The sequence below is a fragment of the Rubrivirga sp. SAORIC476 genome (assembly GCF_002283555.1).
Classification (GTDB): Bacteria; Bacteroidota; Rhodothermia; order Rhodothermales; family Rubricoccaceae; genus Rubrivirga.
This window is the reverse complement of record NZ_MVOI01000003.1, coordinates 1,254,830-1,272,138: the sequence shown is the minus strand read 5'-3', so window position 1 is coordinate 1,272,138 and position 17,309 is coordinate 1,254,830. Positions and strand designations below refer to the sequence as shown.

General features: G+C 68.6%; 12 protein-coding genes. 5 read left to right on the top strand and 7 right to left on the bottom strand.

Annotation, left to right across the window (positions count from 1 at the left end):
* Positions 1-159 precede the first annotated feature (159 nt).
* From B1759_RS07135 to B1759_RS07125, 3 genes are all read left to right on the top strand, one after another.
* Positions 160-3,642 (top strand): TonB-dependent receptor domain-containing protein, encoded by a 3,483-nt coding sequence (locus B1759_RS07135; RefSeq protein WP_095514325.1) that lies wholly within the window; start codon positions 160-162, stop codon positions 3,640-3,642.
* A 75-nt stretch (positions 3,643-3,717) separates the two neighbouring features.
* The gene (locus B1759_RS07130) at positions 3,718-7,269 is read left to right on the top strand and encodes a T9SS type A sorting domain-containing protein (RefSeq protein ID WP_095514324.1); all 3,552 of its coding nucleotides are present in this window, start codon (positions 3,718-3,720) and stop codon (positions 7,267-7,269) included.
* A 43-nt stretch (positions 7,270-7,312) separates the two neighbouring features.
* Positions 7,313-8,344: a PorV/PorQ family protein gene (locus B1759_RS07125; protein WP_095514323.1), complete on the top strand. Its 1,032-nt coding sequence runs from the start codon at positions 7,313-7,315 to the stop codon at positions 8,342-8,344.
* A gap of 118 nt (positions 8,345-8,462) precedes the next feature.
* Here the strand turns inward: B1759_RS07125 and B1759_RS07120 are convergent, their stop codons facing one another.
* From B1759_RS07120 to truA, 6 genes are all read right to left on the bottom strand, one after another.
* The gene (locus tag B1759_RS07120; protein WP_095514322.1) at positions 8,463-9,473 is read right to left on the bottom strand and encodes a YpdA family putative bacillithiol disulfide reductase; all 1,011 of its coding nucleotides are present in this window, start codon (positions 9,471-9,473) and stop codon (positions 8,463-8,465) included.
* 142 nt (positions 9,474-9,615) lie between these two features.
* Positions 9,616-10,167: a tRNA adenosine(34) deaminase TadA gene (gene tadA / locus B1759_RS07115; RefSeq protein WP_095514321.1), complete on the bottom strand. Its 552-nt coding sequence runs from the start codon at positions 10,165-10,167 to the stop codon at positions 9,616-9,618.
* 68 nt (positions 10,168-10,235) lie between these two features.
* Positions 10,236-11,483, bottom strand: a complete 1,248-nt coding sequence (locus tag B1759_RS07110; RefSeq protein ID WP_095514320.1) for an arginine deiminase family protein — start codon at positions 11,481-11,483, stop codon at positions 10,236-10,238.
* A gap of 49 nt (positions 11,484-11,532) precedes the next feature.
* The gene (locus B1759_RS07105) at positions 11,533-11,724 is read right to left on the bottom strand and encodes a hypothetical protein (RefSeq protein WP_095514319.1); all 192 of its coding nucleotides are present in this window, start codon (positions 11,722-11,724) and stop codon (positions 11,533-11,535) included.
* A gap of 18 nt (positions 11,725-11,742) precedes the next feature.
* Positions 11,743-13,050 (bottom strand): hypothetical protein, encoded by a 1,308-nt coding sequence (locus tag B1759_RS07100; protein ID WP_095514318.1) that lies wholly within the window; start codon positions 13,048-13,050, stop codon positions 11,743-11,745.
* A 3-nt stretch (positions 13,051-13,053) separates the two neighbouring features.
* On the bottom strand, positions 13,054-13,803 hold the full coding sequence (gene truA / locus B1759_RS07095; protein ID WP_143537294.1) for a tRNA pseudouridine(38-40) synthase TruA: 750 nt from the start codon (positions 13,801-13,803) through the stop codon (positions 13,054-13,056).
* Between the two features lie 200 nt (positions 13,804-14,003).
* On the opposite strand from truA, the gene B1759_RS07090 reads away from it, so the two are divergent.
* A complete protein-coding gene (locus B1759_RS07090; RefSeq protein ID WP_095514317.1) occupies positions 14,004-14,540 on the top strand; it encodes a shikimate kinase in 537 nt (178 codons plus the stop codon).
* A gap of 70 nt (positions 14,541-14,610) precedes the next feature.
* On the opposite strand, the gene B1759_RS07085 is transcribed toward B1759_RS07090, so the two are convergent.
* Positions 14,611-15,207: a ribonuclease HII gene (locus B1759_RS07085; protein WP_095514316.1), complete on the bottom strand. Its 597-nt coding sequence runs from the start codon at positions 15,205-15,207 to the stop codon at positions 14,611-14,613.
* Positions 15,208-15,684: 477 nt separating this feature from the next.
* Here B1759_RS07085 and rho point away from each other — a divergent pair, with 477 nt between their 5' ends.
* Positions 15,685-17,241, top strand: coding sequence for a transcription termination factor Rho (gene rho, locus B1759_RS07080; RefSeq protein WP_198948779.1), 1,557 nt, complete (start codon positions 15,685-15,687; stop codon positions 17,239-17,241).
* The last annotated feature ends 68 nt before the right edge of the window (positions 17,242-17,309 follow it).

Genomic DNA, 17,309 nt, shown 5'->3' with positions numbered 1-17,309 from the left:
GGGCGGCCTTAGACTCAGACCCTTGGCTTTGGGCTCGTCCCGTACGCCCCACCGCCTCGGCCCTCGGGTCCCGGCATTTCCCGACCGGCGTCGCTTGACGCACTTCCTTCCCGGGCTATCCGACGCTCGGGCTCACACACCACCCTTCAGGAGGTAGCAATGTTTCGTTCACTGAGCACCGTCGTGCTCCTGCTGCTGTTCGCGCTGCCCGGCGTGGCCTATGCGCAGAACACAGGAAAGCTGTCCGGCCGCGTGACGGATGCAGATACCGGCGACCCCCTCATCGGGGCCAACGTGTATCTGCCCGCCGTCCAGCGTGGCGCAGCCACCGACATCGACGGCAACTACACCATCCTCGGCATCCCCGTCGGCCTCTACGACATCACGTTCTCCTACACGGGGTACCAGTCGCAGACGCAGACCGACGTCGAACTCTCGCAGGGCCGCACCCGTGTGGTCGACGTCGAACTCTCCGGCGAGTCGCTCGGTGAGGTCGTCGTCGAGTACCAGCGTCCGCTGATCCAGCAGGACGCCATCGGCGTGCCGAAGGTCGTGACCGGCGCCGACATCCAGAACCTCCCGGTTCGCGGTGTCGAGAGCGTGGCCTCGATCCAGGCGGGCGTCGTCTCCAACGACGGCTCCGGCACCCTCAACATCCGCGGTGGTCGCGGCGAGGAGGTGACCTACTACATCGACGGCGTCAAGGTGATCGGTGGGGCCGCGGGCCGTGCCGTCCCCCAGGCGGCCATCGCTGAGCAGGAGATGCTCATCGGCACGATCCCGCCGCAGTACGGCGACGCGACGGCCGGCATCATCTCGATCTCGACGCTGTCCGGCGGCAACAACTTCTTCGGCTCCCTTGAGGCGATCACCTCGACGGGTCTCGACGCGTTCGGGTACAACCTCGGCGCGCTCTCGATCGGCGGCCCGATCGTGAAGGACTTCGCGAGCTTCTTCGTGTCGGTGCAGGGCACCTACACCGAGGACGACTCGCCGTACGCGCTCGAGACGCTCCAGCTGAACGACGACGTCTACAACGCGATCCAGCAGTCGCCGCAGGTGGTTCGCGTGAACCGCGGCGGTGTCGGTGACGTGGCCCCGACGGGCACGATCCACACCGACTCCGACTTCTTCTACGTCGGCATTCCGGCCAGCCTCGATCCGGGCATCGACTTCGACCCGACGGATCCGGACGCGGAGCTCGCCTTCGACATCGACGCGCTCGCCGAGGCCCTCGGCCTCGACGCCGGCGTGATCGCGGGCAGCCCGCTGCTCTCGTACGACCTGTTCACCAACGGGGACAGCTTCACGAGCCGCACGGGCAAGGACGACCCGTCCACGCAGATCTCGACGACGGGCAACATCGAGCTTCGCCCCGTGACGGGCGTGAACCTCCGCTTCGGTGGAGCCTACACGTACAACGAGGATCGCGGCTTCTCCTTCTCGCGCTCCCTCTTCAACCGGGACCGCTTCACCACGACGGAGGACGAGGTCACGCGTGGCTACGCGTCGCTCCGCCAGGTGCTCTCGAACACGGCGTTCTACCAGCTCCAGGCCGAGTACTCGACCCGGACCCAGAACAACTACCCGGACGAGTTCGGTAGCGACATCCGCACCATCCTGAGCTACGGCGACATCGACGCTCCTCAGAACGAGGTCGCGCGTCGCTACTACAACTACGACGCGGCGACGGGGGTCTACACGCCCACCTACCGCGACGGCGCCATCAGCCCGACCGCGACGAACCAGGGCATCGGCTTCTCCGCCCCGGGCACCCCGTCCACGGGCTACTCGATGTTCGACCAGACGCAGTTCCGCGTGTTCGGCTCGGCCCAGACGCAGGTCGGCGTCCACGAGCTCTCCTTCGGTGGTGAGTACGAGACGCTGACGCAGCGCTCCTGGAGCATCGGCGGCGCCTTCGCGCGCGGCCTGGCTCGCTACGCGTCCGACGGCACGATCGAGGGCATCCCGGAGGAGGATCAGGTGGCGTCCTACGACGACCTGCCCTTCAACGCTGGCTTCGACAACCCGCGCGTGAACGTGCGCTACTACGGCTACGACTACCTCGGCCTCAACGAGGTGGACGAGGACAACGTGTCGGAGTACGTCGGCATCGACACCGACGGTGACGGCACGCCGGACCAGTTCAACCGCAACGTGGCTCCCTACAAGCCGCTCTACTACGGCAGCTACGTTCGCGACCGCATTGAGTACCGCGACCTGGTGATCGACCTCGGGCTTCGTCTCGACGTGTTCGACAACAACACCCGCGTGCTCCGTGACCCGTTCGCGCTGGCGGACATCTACCGCGTCGACGACGTGCTCGGCGGCTCCGCGGTCGGGATCAACCCGATCACGAACCTGCCCTCGAACATCGAAGGCGACTACGCGGTGTACGTCAACGGCCAGACGGTCGTCGGCTACCGTGACCTGAACGGTCAGTTCTACAACGCCCTCGGCGCCGAGACGGACGCCACCACGGTTCTCGCTCAGCTCGGCGGCTCGCCGCAGCTCGACGAGGCCGCCGGCGGTCAGCTCACCGAGGACGCGTTCGAGGACTACGAGCCGGCGCTGACGGTCATGCCGCGCATCGGCGTGACGTTCCCGGTCACCAACCGGGCGCTGTTCTTCGCGTCCTACAACGTGACCAGCCAGCGGCCGAGCGAGAACGCGTTCGCGTCCATCCAGGACTTCGCGTACGCCTCGGAGAGCTCGGGCACGCTGAACAACGCCAACCTCCGCCCGGAGACGACGACCCAGTACGAGCTCGGCTTCCGCCAGGCGCTCACCGACCGGGCCGCCCTCACCATCTCGGGCTTCTACCGGACGCAGCGTAACAAGATCACGCTGCGCAACTTCAACCAGGCGTTCCCCTCGGGTTACACGGCCTACACCAACCAGGACTTCACGACGACGAAGGGCCTCGAGTTCGGGTTCGACCTCCGTCGGACGCGCAACCTCCAGGTCAACGCCAACTACACCCTGCAGTTTGCGGAGGGCACCGGCTCGGACGCCGCCTCGGCGAACCTGCTGTCCTTCCGGACGACGAGCAACATCTTCCCGGAGACGCTCTCGCCGCTCTCCTTCGACCAGCGCCACAACGTCAACGTCTCCGTTGACTACCGGCTCGGCGAAGGCGAAGGCCCGATGATCGGCGGCATCCGCCCGTTCGCCGGGTTCGGCCTGAACCTGCTCGGCGTCTACAAGAGCGGCAACCGCTACACGCAGCTCTCGGACGAGGCGCTCAAGTCGGACTACGCCCAGAACATCGGCCTGGCCATCACGGGCGCGCCGAACGAGGTCGTCATCCCAGCGACGAGCCGCCTCGACCTCAAGGTCGACCGTGGGTTCAACCTCGGTGGCGCCAACTTCCGCGGCTACGTGTGGGTCCAGAACCTGCTCGACTCGGACAACGTGATCGGCGTCTACCGGACGACCGGCCTCGCCGACGACGACGGCTTCCTGGCCACCGACCCGGACGTCATCGCCAACCTCGGCAGCCAGATCCAGCAGGACGCCTACCGGTACCTCTACTCGCAGTACGTGGGTGGACCGGTCAACCCGGGTGCGTTCAAGGTGACCAGCGGCAACTTCTACAGCCCGCCGCGCCGGATCCGTCTCGGCGTCACCCTCGACTTCTAAACACCCGCCGTGTGCGCTCTGCCCGCGCTTCGGCGCGGGCAGGGCACCGGTTCTAGAACCCGATACTCTCTCAACATGACTACCCTCACCATCCTCGTCCGTCGAGCGACTCTCGTCCTGCTGGGCGTCGTCCTGCTCACGGCGGACGCGAGCGCCCAGAAGGTGCTCCGCGACGGGATCGACAGCCCGCCGGCTCGCCTGACCGCTGAGGCGGCGGCGGCTACGGCGGCGGCCAACGCGGCGGACTGTGTCCTCGGCGCGGCCGACGTCGACCTGAACATCAACAACGTCCGGGCCAAGATGTACAACATCGGTGGCCTCTTCTGGCGCGGCGGCGGCGCTCAGTACGAAGTGCCCTACAACCCCGACGCTGAGGCGGCCGGTCCGGGCTCCATCTTCGCCTCCGGCATCTGGGTCGCAGGCCTCCTCGACGGCAACCCGGACAACCTCCGCTTCGCCGGCTCCACGTACAACAACTGGGAGTTCTGGCCCGGCCCGCTCGACGCCCAGGGCGAGACCACGGCCGGTCGCTGCACGAGCTTCGACAAGCTCTGGCGCGTCAGCTTCGAGGACGTCCAGGACTACACGGCCAACGGCCTCACGTCTGAGACCAACCAGGACCTCACGGGCTGGCCGATCGCGCAGGGCGCGCCCTACTTCCTCGACACCAACGGCAACGACCGCCGCGATCCCGACGAGGAGCGCATCGAGCTCAACCTCGGCGACCCGGGCTACAGCCTCACCCGTGGCGGTGGCGCGACGCTCGACCTCGCCGCTGGCTTCCGTCCCGACATCATCGGTGACCAGGCCGTCTGGTGGGTCATGAACGACAACGGCAACACCCACGGTTGGAGTGGCGCGGCGCCGCTCGAGGTGGAGGTTCGCGCTCAGGCGTTCGCGTTCTCGACGGCCGACGCCCTCAACAACACGACCTTCTACCGCTACCAGTTCGTCTACCGCGGGCCCAGCGACCTCGAGGAGAGCTACATCTCCCTGTGGTCGGATCCGGACCTCGGCAACTTCGGCGACGACTACGTCGGCAGTGACCCGGAGCTGGGTCTCGGCTTCGTCTACAACGGCGACAACAACGACGAAGGTGCGGGCGGCTACGGCTCGCTCCCGCCGGCTCTCGGCTACGACTTCTTCCAGGGCCCGCTCGTCAACGACGACGGCATCGACAACAACGGCAACGGTGTCGTCGACGAGGACGATGAGCGCCTCCAGGTGGAGACGTTCTACTACTTCACCAACCAGGGTGGCCCGACCGGTGACCCGGCGGCCAGTGAGGACCGCGGCGTCGTGTCGTACCGCCTCATGCAGGGCCTCTGGAAGGACGGCGTGCCCTTCACGCGCGGTGGTGACGGCTACAACCCCGGCAGCGAGGACTTCACGCTCTTCGCCTTCCCGGACGACCCGCCGGCCTTCTGGAGTGAGTACAACTCGAACGGCCTCGGCCGGGCCAACGCCCCGGACGACCGCCGCTTCGGCGTCGTGACCGGTCCCTTCACCATGAAGCCCGGTGACATCCAGGAGATCGTCTTCGGCATCGTGTGGGCCCAGGCCCCGCAGGCCTGTCAGGCCACGGCCACCCCGCAGATCGCGTCGCTCCAGCAGCTGAAGTTCGACGACATCACCGTGCAGGGTGCCTTCAACGCCGACTTCAACCTGCCGTCGCCGCCCCCGGCGGTCACGGTCCAGGCGACGCCGCTCGATCAGGAGGTCGTCCTCCAGTTCGACAGTGTCACCGGCGACAACGCGGACATCTTCAACTACGAGGTCGACAGCCCGTTCGCCATCGGCGGCGCGCCCGACGCCACGTACAACTTCGAAGGCTTCAAGATCATCCAGTACCGGGATGCCACCAGCACGGAGGGGACGCTGATCGCCACCTTCGACATCAACAACTCGGTGACGACGGTGGTCGACAACGGCCTCGACTGTAACACCGGTGCCATCATCAACAACGTGGTGGCGCAGGGCACGAACAGTGGGTCCGAGACGGCCACGCCGACCTCGATCCTGATCCAGAACGACGTGTTCACCGGCTCCGAGCTGCGGAACAACACGACGTACTACTTCGGCGTCCAGCCGTACGCGTACAACGAGTTCTCGTCGCCGAACCGGATCTTCGCTGCCCCGGTGACCCGCGTCTCCGTCCGGCCCTCGATCTCCGCTCCGCGGAACGACGGTACGGTGGTGCAGACGACCTCGGGCGCGAGCCTGCCGGTCGAGGCGGGTGCCAACAACGTCGGTGGCGGTCAGATCACGGCCACGGTCGTCGATCCGCTCGCGATCACGGGTGACACCTACCGCGTCGAGTTCTTCTCGCAGGTGGTCGGTATCGACCAGCACGGGACGCCCAACGACCCGTCGGACGACACCGAGATCCTCGAGACGAACTACAACATCGTGAACGCCACGACGGGCGAGGTCCTCCTCGATGGAGCCGAGTTCTTCGAAGAGAACGGCGAAGTCCTGCTGCAGACCACGAGTGTCCTGCGTCGCGACGGCCTCCTCTTCGACGTCCAGGGCCCGGTCGCTGGACCGCTCTTCCCGGGCGGTACCAACGCGTTCGTCGAGATCACCGGCCCCGGTGGCATCGACTCGTGTGGTCCGGATGCGGCCTCGACGGCCGGCTGCCCGCTGGGCAACAACATCTACGGTTCCTTCAACGGAACTGCGGATTACGCTGCCACGCACGTCGGTGACGGTCCGGAGGCCAGCCTCGGCGCCTTCGCTCCGAACGACTACGAGATCCGGTTCACGGACGAGGGGTCCTACGCGTACTACCCGTTCTCGACGGGCAACGCGATCAAGGTGCCCTTCGAGGTCTGGGACATCGGCCTGACGCCTCCGGGCTCGGCCAACGATCCCTCCGACGACGTCCAGCTGATCCCGAACCTGTTCGCCGATGGTGACATCGAGTGCGAGTTCGGCTACTTCGGCCCGTCGCAGTTCGACATCGGCAACATCACGCAGCGGATCTACGCCTACTACCCGACGACCTCGTACTCGGACTGGGAGACGGCGATCGAACCGCTCGTGACTGCCGACCCGAATGGGTGCCCGACGGACCCGGCGACGGCTGCAGCGTCTGGCTCCATCGACTTCGGTCGTGGCCGTCCGCTCCAGCGCTTCGTGATGGAGCAGACGAGTGACGTCGGCATCAACGATCTCACCGGCACGGTCATTCGGTTCTACACCACGGACCCGAACCAGCCCGGCGACACCTTCACCATCAACACGGCCGAGTCGGCCGCGGTGGGCGGAGACGATGCCACGGCTCAGTCCGCGCTCGACCTGATCGCTGTGACGCCGAACCCGTACCGCGGCGCCTCGGGCTACGAAGCCTCCGGTGACAGCCGCATCGTCCGGTTCGTGAACCTGCCGGCTCAGGCGACCATCCGGGTCTTCACGCTCAGTGGAACCCAGATCCGGTCGATCGAGAAGGTCGATAACGGTGGCACGACGGTCGACTGGGACCTCCAGTCGGAGGCCGGCCTCCAAATCGCAAGCGGCATCTACCTCGTCCACGTCGAAGCCCGTCGTTCGGACGGCAGCGTGATCGGGGAGCGGGTGCTGAAGTTCGGCGTCGTCCAGCGCCGTGTGCAGCTGGACGTCTACTAAGCCGACCCCTCACCATCCGCATCCACACAGAGACCTCATTCTCATGAACCGCACTCTTCTCATTCTGGCCTTCCTGGTGGGCGCCCTCGCGGCCCCCACCCAGGCTCAGACTCGTGAGGTCGATGGGGACGAGCGCGCCGGTACTGCCGGCGCCTCGTTCCTCCTCGTCCCCACGACCGCACGCACGACGTCGCTCGGCAACGGGCTGACCGGCGGCGTCCGGTCGCTCTCCGGCGTCGAGGCCCTCCAGTCCAACCCGGCTGCCCTGATGGGCAACTCGGGCACGGAGGCCCTGTTCAGCTACAACAACTACGTGGCGGACGTCGGCGTCAACTACTTCGGCGTCGCCCAGAGCTTCGGAACCTCGAACATCGCCCTCACGGTGACGTCCTGGGACTTCGGCCAGCTCTTCGAAACCAGCGCTGAGTTCTCGGACCCGTCCGAGCTGACGTTCGACGCGTCGGCCGTGGTCGTCGGTGCGAGCTACGCCCGCGCCTTCACCGACCGCATCTCGGCCGGTGTCACGGTCAAGGCCGTCAACGAGACCATTGACAACATCAACGGTAGCGCTGTCGCCTTCGACGCTGGCATGACCTACACGGTCGGCGAGAGCGGGCTCCAGTTCGGCGTCAGCCTTCGCAACTTCGGAACGAAGATGAGCTACTCGGGCAACGGCCTGAGCCAGTCCGTCCAGTTCGACCCCAACGGCGGCACCTTCCCGGTGGCGCTCGAGGCGGACAGCTACGAACTGCCCTCGCTGCTCAACTTCGGTGCGACCTACTCGCGTGAGTTCGCCGGAGACGTGACGGCGTCGGTGCTCGGCAACTTCCGCTCGAACGCGTACGACCAGGCCGAATTCGCTGGTGGCCTCGAGCTCGGCTACGCCGACCTCGTCTACGCCCGCGGCGGTGTCAACGTGCTGCCCGAGCAGGACCGCAACGAGTTCGCGCTCTGGAGCGTCGGCGCTGGCGTCAACGTGCCGGTGTCCAACTCGTCGCTCTCCGTCGACTACGCCTACCGTTCGATGGGCGACCTCGGCGAGACGAACCTGATCACCGCGAAGATCGGGTTCTAAGACGGCTCCACCGTCTGACCGCTTCGAGGGGCGGCTCCGAGTGATCGGGGCCGCCCCTCGGCTGTTTTAGAAAGGCGCGGGACGTGGAAGCGGACCGCTCGAACAGGTCGTGCTGCGATTACGGCTGGCCCGCGGCCGTCAGCGTGGGGATGGGGAGGCCGGCGAGATCTGCGGCGATCCGTGCCGCGTGGATCCGGCCGTTCTCGATAAACCACCGGCTGGTGGCGTACCCTCCGCAGACCGTGCCGGCCAGGTAGATGCCGGGGCGCGTCGACTCCATCGTGTCGGGGTTCACCTCGGGGGCGCGCTCGGGACCCTCGAAGGCCAGGCCGAGGCGCTCCAGAAAGGCGAAGTCCGGGTGGTAGCCCGTCAGCAGGAGCACGGCATCGGCGGAGACCGCCTGAGGCCCGTCCGGGGTCTTCAGGTGGACTTCCTCGTCGGTGATGGCTTCGACGGTCGTGTGGTAATAGGCCGAGATCGAGCCCTCCCCGATGCGGTTCAACAGATCCGGGCGGATCCAGTACTTGACGCTCGTAGTGATCTCGGGACCGCGGACGATCAGTGTCGCGTGGCCGCCGTGGCGGTTGATCTCCAGCGCAGCCTTGGCGGCCGAGTTCTTCGCCCCCACGATCACCACGCGCCGCCCGCTGAACGGGTAGGGCTCCTTGTAGTAGTGCGCGACGTGGGGGAGGTCCTCGCCAGGTACGCCGATGCGATTCGGCTGGTCGAAGAAACCCGTCGCCAGCGCCACGGCGCGCGCCGCATGAGTCCCCTTCGACGTGACGACAGTGAACGCCCCACGCTCGCCGTCGACACGCTCCACACGCTCGCCGAGGCGGATGTCGAGCCCTTCACGCTGCGCCACCGCTCGGTAGTAGTCGATCGCCTCCTCGCGACGGGGCTTGTAGTAGGTGGCCGCGAGCGGGTGGCCGCCGATCTCCAGCAACTCGGGCGTGGAGAAGAACTCCATCTGGGTCGGGTAGCCGACGAGGGAGTTGACGAGTGCGCCCTTCTCCACGACGCGGGCGGTCAGGCCGGCGCGGGTGGCTTCGAGCGCACAGGCGAGGCCGATAGGGCCTGCGCCCACGACGAGCAGGTCGACGGGGTCGGAAGGGGAGAGTGTGTCCATACCAATCCAACCCGAGCACCTCCGTCTCGGTTGCCCGTACCGTATGAAAGGCGGAGGAGGCGGGCGCGAGGGCTCGTGCGTGTCGCTCTCTCGGCCCCGCGATGTGCCGTGGCTGACCGCCTCGGTGCCGAGACGACCTGGGTCAGGACGGTTCCACCGGGCGGTGGGGGGGCGGCTCTCCATTCGCCCCGTCGCCGGCGACGGCTCCCGGAGCAGGCGACGCCGCGGAGCGGCGGGCGCGGAAGAAGGCCCGGAGCAGGTCGGCGGAGGCCTCGGCCTCGACGCCCGAGACGGTCTCGATCTGGTGGTTCAGGCGACGGTCACCGGGAATGTCGTAGAGCGTCGACGCTGCGCCCGCCTTCTCGTCCAGCGCGCCAAAGACGAGCCGGTCCAGGCGTGCCCAGACGAGCGCCCCGGCGCACATCGGGCAGGGCTCCAGCGTCACGTAGAGCGTGCACCCGTCGAGGAACTTGGTGCCGAGGGTCTGGCACGCTGCGGAGACGGCCAGCATCTCCGCGTGGGCCGTCGGGTCGGCGAGGCGCTCGACCTGATTGTGGCCGCGACCCACGATCTGACCGCCCTTCACGACGACCGCGCCGACGGGCACCTCGCCCGCCTCGGCGGCACGCTGGGCCTCCATCAGCGCCAGGCGCATCCAGCGGCGGTCGGGGTCGAGCAGCGAGGCGAGGGACATGGCGCTTGAGCGGGGCCGAAGGGACTGTGGGAATGCCGCCTGCCTGGCAGACGATCCCACGGCGCTGACTACGTGCTGCGGGCGAGCGGCATCGTCATGCAACGCGGCCCGCCGCGGCCCCGAGACAACTCGTTGCCCGACAGGCGGACGGCGATGCGAGCGTCCGATGTCGCAGCCGAGTCGCCGTAGAAGTCGAGGAAGCTCTCGGCGTCGACCACGTGGAAGCCCTCGCTCCGGAGCGCGTCGTAGGTCGCCCGGTTGCGATCGTACCCGACCACCAGGCCAGGCCGGATCGCGAACAGGTTGGCGCCGTCGGTCCACTGCTCCCGCCGCTGGCGGACCGGGTCCTCGCCGCCACAGCGGACGAACGTGTAGGCGCGGCCGGTGACATCCTCCAGCGCGTCGCGGAGGGTGGCGCACGGTCTGAGGCGCAGGTCCGACGGGTCGCCGTCGATGGCCTCCAGGATGAACGTGTGGTCGTGCGCCTCCTCGATGATCGGCGGGAAGACCACACAGGTCTCCGCGTCGGCGAACGTGAACACGGTGTCGAGGTGCATGCAGTAGCGCGCCTTCGGCAGGTTCACCATGATCACGTGCTCGATGCTCGTACGCGTGAGCAACTCGCGGGCCACGGCGAGGACCCCGCCGAGGCTGGTCCGCTCGCTCTGCCCGATCAGGACAACGCGCTCGTCGACGACCAGCAGGTCGCCCCCCTCGAACGAGACGTCCTCGGGCAGCACGATCACGCGGTCACGGACCGCCGCGAAGCGCGGATGGTGGGCGTAGATCGTGCCCATGATGACGCTCTCCGGTGCCCGTGCGGCCGTCGCGGCGTGGCTCAGCAGGACATGCTCGCCGACGACCGCCGAGAGGTCGCGGGTGAACAGGAGGTTGGGAATCGGGAGGGCGGTCACTGGGAACGGCGCCTGCCCGGTCACGGCGAAGCGGAGCAGCCCGTCCGTGTCGAGGCCCTTCAACTCCGACTCGTAGGCCTCGAAGTTGCGGTACGGCATCCGCTCGATGAGCCCGTCCACGAACGCGGTCCGCGCCTCGGCTGCCTCGAACGTTTCACGGAGGAGGTCGGTGACCTGCAGCACCGCGTCCTCCCGGCCGACGGCCGCCTGGAAGAGGCGGATGAGCATCGCGTGTTCCTCCCGCGCCTCCTCCAGAAACAGGATGTCGTCGAAGAGAAGCTCGTCGGCGTTCTCGGGCGACACGAGGGCCATCTCCTCGCCCGGCGTGTGGACCACGACCTGTCTCAGCGCATTCGTCTCGGACAGGATGTGGAACGGGGCGACGGCTGGCTCGACGGGCATGGGGGCGCAGGGGGTGCCCGTCGAAACTACGAGGCCTCGTCTCCCCGCCTCAGCGCCGCGACTTCTCGCGGAGGAGCTCGACGAAGCGCAGGAGGCCCGCCACGACCACCAGCACCAGCACGACCTTCACGACCAGCCAGATCAGCCACCCGGCGAACTTGAGCACGACCCCGAGCACGCCGAACGCGACCACGAGCACGATCGCGACGAGGAGAATCTGGAGCAGGCGCTGAATCAGCATGGGTCCCGAGAGGGCGCGTTAGAACTGGAAGGCTTCATACGCGGTGATCGCCGACCCCGTGGTCGGGCGACCGCCAGCTACCACGATTCGGTTGGTGCCGAAAATAGTTGCGATGTGGTCGGAGCGAGGGACGCGGAGCTGGAGTTCGGGAGGAAAGCGGAAGGCGCGGTCGACGGAGGCCGCGTAGATCTCGAGCGTGGGCACCAGGTCGCCGTCGGCGTCTCGTCCGCCGAGGATCAGTGAGAGGCCGCCGCCCAGCCCGACCGCGGCAGCCGCCGAGCGAGGGGTGCGGAGCGCCGTGCCCGGCTGCACATCGACGCTGAACGGAGAGGTGGGTGTGCCAGGAGCAGACCACCGAACGGTGAACGTCGACGAGGCGTCGTCGCCGAGCCCGAACACCGCTGCCGTCTCGGGTCCGGTCGACGCGAGCGCGGCGTCGGGGAGGGAGACGAAGCCGCTCACGCCGCCCGGCGGCGAGAGGTGCTCCAGGCGAAAGGTGAAGCCACCCGACCCCTCGACGCGGTAGATGTCGAACGTCGATGTCGCCGCCGCTCCGCTCCCCGCAGGACTCTGACCGCCAAAGAGGTAGAGGTAGGTGGTGCCCTCGAACGTGACAGCACGCGCGACGTGACCGGTTCGGGCCGGCCCGTCGGCGCCGCCCAGAATCTCTACGTTCCGCGTCTCGCCGCTGGGCGAGATCCACTCCGGCGAGCGGACGAACGCCGCGGGTCCTGCGGATGCAGCGGCATTCGTGCCGCCCAGCAGCAGCGATCCGCCTTCGACCAACGTGGCCGTGTGGCCCGCCCGCGCCTGCCGCAGGGGGACCGTCGTGGCGACCACGCGCGACGGCTGCGATTGGAGCACATCCGCCGAGGGGAGCGCGCTCCCCGACGCCGAGCGGCCTCCCGAGATGATGGCCTGCCCCGTAGGCAGGGAGGTCACCGCCGCATCCAGGCGGGCGACGCCTGCGTTGGCTTCTACGAGGGGGAGAGCCTGGAGGGGCAGGTAGAACGCATAGAGGGTGTCGGTCTGCACCGTGCCCGTCCCACCGGTGACCGTAAGCTCGAACGAGTTGACGCCCTGCACGAGCTTTCGCTCGAAGATGAACGCTGCCGCCGTGGAGTCGAACGGAATGTCGGTCCCCTCGATGCGGACGGTCAGCGGGCCGGTCGTGCCTTCGGGAACGAGACGCAGGCGAAAGTCCGAGTCGAGCTGGACGACGCCGAGATCGGGGGAGGTCACGAGCAGCGAGGTGCCCTCCGGATCGATGGGCACGCGGTCACAGCCGGCGACGAGGAGCAGGCACGCGAGGGCGAGGCGGCGCACAGGCTAGGTGGAAGAGGGGGCGTAGTCGACGCGGTCGAGAACGAGCCCGTGGGGAGGAGCGGCGGGCCCGGCCGCCCGGCGGTCCCGAGCCGCCAGCACGTCGGCGAGGTCAGCAGCCGACCGACGTCCGCGGCCGACCTCGACGAGGGTACCGACGACCGCACGGACCATTCCATGCAGAAAACGGTCCGCCTCGATCTCGAAGTCGAGGTCGCCGGGGCGCTCGCCGGCGACCCAGCGCGCGAGGGTCAGGGTGCACGTCCGGTTCGTCGTCTCCGACTTGGTCCGGCAGAACGAGGAGAAGTCGTGGCGGCCCAGGAGCCTGCGTGCCGCTTCGTTCATGGCGTCGAGGTCGGGGGCCGGGCGGAGGTGGACCCGCGTGCGGCCGTCGAGCGCCCGCGGCTCGGTGGACGCCTGGTACACGTACCGTCGCCGCCGCGCGTCGTAGCGCGCGTGGAAGCCGTCCGGCGCGGCCTCCGCCGCCAGGACCACCACCGACTGCGGCAGCAGCCCGTTCAGCGAGGCCCTGAGCCGGTACGGATCCACGGCCGCCTCGGTGACGAAGTGGGCGACCTGACCGCGCGCATGGACGCCCGTGTCGGTCCGCCCGGAGCCGACCACGCCGACCGGCTCGCGGAGAACCGTCGCCAGTGCCGCTTCCAGGGCGCCCTGCACGGTCGGCCCCTCCGGCTGGATCTGCCAGCCCCGGAAGTCGGTGCCGTCGTATTCGAGCAGGAGGCGCGTGGTGGGCATCGAGGAGGTCTGGGTTCTGGGTTCTGGGTTCTGGGTTCTGGGTTCTGGGTTCTGGGTTCTGGGTTCTGGGTTCTGGAGCGTTGCGCCTCCGAAAAGTTCCGTCGGGTTTGATCCTCCACCCGGACCGGGAGACGCATCTTCCTCCCGCCTCCCGCCTCCCGCCTCCCGCCTCCCGCCTCCCGCCTCCCGCCTCCCGCCTCGTGCCCCCCCGCATCTACCTGACCGGCTTCATGGCCTCCGGCAAGAGCAGCGTCGGCCCGCTGCTCGCCGACCGGCTGGGGTACCGCTTCGTCGACCTCGACTGGCTCGTCGAGGCACGCACGGGGCGGACGGTGCCCGCGCTCTTCGCCGAGGGGGAGGGCGTCTTTCGCGCTGCCGAGGCGGAGGCTCTCCGCGAGACGACGGCGGGGGAGGGCTTGGTGGTGGCCACCGGCGGTGGCACGCTCGTAGAGCCAGCCAACCTCGTCGTCGCCCGCATGGCGGGTCCGGTGGTGTGGCTCCAGGCGTCGGTTCCGATGGTCGTGCGCCGCGTCGGGCGCGCGCGTGGGCGCCCCATGCTCGCCGACGCCACCGGCCGACCGCTCCGGGGATACGCGCTGGAGGGGCGCGTTCGCTCCCTCCTCGCGGCCCGCGAGCCGTTCTACGCGCAGGCCGACCTCGTCGTCGACGCCGACGGAACGGCGGACATGGTGGCCCGAGACGTGGCAGAAGGGCTGGCCGGATGGCGCCGCGCGTAGGCGCACGGAAGAGATCGGGAACTGGTCCTGGGCCTCAGGCGGAGGACGGTGGGTCTCTTCGTCCTCCGCCTCACCGTGTCAGGCGAAACGAGCGGCGGTGGTGTGGGCTCGGGCCGTAGGCGGCGAGCGCGGCGTAATGGGCGGCGGTCGGGTAGCCCTTGTGGCCTGCCCAGCCGTAGACCGGGAAGGCCGCATCCAGCGTGACCATGATCCGGTCGCGGGTCACCTTCGCCACCACCGACGCGGCGGCGATGGACAGGCTCAGGGTGTCGCCTTTGATCACCGTCTCCTGAGGGCACGGCGCACCGGGGACCTCGCGGTTGCCGTCCACGAGGAACAGGTCGGGCGCGAGCGGGAGGGAGGCTGCGGCGCGGCGCATCGCCTCCATGGCGGCCCAGAGCACGTTCAGTTCGTCCACCTCGGCCGGCGAGCACTGGCCGATGCCGACCGCCAGCGCCTCGCGCTGGATCACAGGGAGCAGCGCCTCCCGCGCCTCGGCGGACAGCTTCTTGGAGTCGTCCAGGCCGGGGAGGTGGGCGTCCGGGGGGAGGACGACCGCGGCCGCCACCACGGGGCCAGCCAGGCACCCGCGACCGGCTTCGTCGAGGCCGACCACCATGCGGCGTCCGGCGTCCCAGTGGCGGCGTTCGAAAGAGAGGTCGGGCATGGCGGTGAACCTACGCCTGCCTGTTCGGGAGGTGGGAGTCGGTCGCCTCGGCCATGGCCTCCCGTTTCGGGACTCTCCCTATGCCTATTGGGCCGTAGAACGGGGTGTGGAGCGGAGGGGGTTGAAGGGCGGCGCGAAACCATCTATCTTCACCGGCGTCACAGAGAGGCCCCACACGCGAACGCAACCGACGCCACGTGGGGCTTCAGGGCCAGGTCACAGCCGACGCAGCGGAGCGAGGCGCAGCAGACCGTTCGACCACCGGCCCACGTTCCGCTTTCTGGCTTGGGCCTCGCCCGACCAGAGGCTCCGGCACCCCGGCGGCATCTCCGCCTTTGCCACCCGAACGATCTCTCTCAGATCTGTGGGCTTCGCCCGAGTTCTGCGTGAGCACCTTCCAAGGAGTCCGCTCGGCCCTACGGTCGCGCCCTCCCATGCCCCCACAGGGCTCATTGCATCGCATCCCCCTGCCACTCCATGGCCGACAAGACGAGCGCGACGGCTGACGCCGACGCCCCTGAGACGGAGACCCCCAAGCGACGCCGCTCGCGGGCCCATGTCATCGACCTGACCGATTCTGGGTCGTCCTCCAACGGCAACGGCGCGCCCGAAGCGGCCGAACCCGAGAAGCCCGCCCCCAAGCGCCGCACGCGTGCCAAGGCGAAGCCCAAGGAGACGCCCGAGGAGGCCCCCCAGGCCGACGCCCCCGGTGAGGAGCCGGCGCCCAAGCGCCGTCGCCGCACCCGCGAGGCCGAGCCCGTCGCCTCCAGCGACAAGCTTGACGCGGCGCCCGAGCCCCAGGCGGCCGACTCCAAGTCCTCCGACAGCGACGAGGACGACGGCTCCGGGCGTCGCCGTCGCAAGAAGCGCACCCGCGGCAACTCCAAGTCCGACGGTGGTGGCAACCAGGGGGGAGGCGCCCCCGGCGAGCCCTTCGTGGGCATGCTGGAGCTGATCGGCGACAAGAAGTTCGGCTTCATCCGCGAGATCTCGACCTCGCTGGCCAAGGGGGACAACGACCCCTTCATGCCGCCGCCGCTGATTCAGAAGTACAACCTCCGCGACGGCGTCCAGCTCAAGGGCACCATCAAGCCCGGCCGCAAGGGCGCGTGGCAGGTGTCCGAGGTGACCGAGGTGATGGGCCAGGAGCCGGAGGCATGGGCCGAGACGACCGACTTCGATGAGGGGCTCGTCATCTACCCCGAGGACAAGCTCAACATCGTGAGCGATGCGTCCGACGTCTCGATGCGCGTCATCGACATGGTGTCGCCGCTCGGCAAGGGCCAGCGAGCGCTCATCGTGGCACCGCCGCGCGCGGGCAAGACCTTCATCCTGAAGGGCATGGCGGCCGGGCTGGCGCAGAATCACCCCGAGGTGAAGCTGGTCGCGCTGCTCATCGACGAGCGGCCGGAGGAGGTCACCGACTTCCGCCGCAACACCGACTGCACCGTCTTCGCGTCGTCCAACGACGCCGGCGAGGACAACCACGTCCGCGTGGCGACGCTCGCGTTCGAGTACGCGCGGCGCCTCGTCGAGCAGGGCCACGACGTGGTCATCCTGCTCGACTCGCTGACCCGCCTCGGGCGCACGTTCAACCTGTACGGCGGCAACTCCGGCCGGACGATGTCGGGCGGCCTCGACGCGCGCGCGCTGCTGATGCCGCGCAAGATCTTCGGCTCGGCGCGCAACATCGAGAACGGCGGCTCGCTGACGATCATCGCGACGGCGCTCGTGGAGACGGGCTCGCGGATGGACGACGTCATCTTCGAGGAGTTCAAGGGCACCGGCAACTCGGAGATCGTGCTCGACCGGGACCTCTCGGAGAAGCGCATCTACCCGGCCATCAACATCCGGCGCTCGGGCACGCGCAACGAGGAGCGCCTCGTCGCGGACAACATCGCGCACGCGCGCAACATGCTGCTCCGCGCGCTCAACAGCCGCTTCCCAGACGAGGCCATGCAGGCGCTCATCAAGCAGATCCAGATGAGCCCGTCCAACGAGCAGATGCTGCTCGACCTGATCCCGGCGGAGTAGCTCGGTCGGCCTCGGTCGCTTCGGGGGCGTCGCATCGCGCGGCGCCCCCGTTTTTCTGTTGGAGGGCG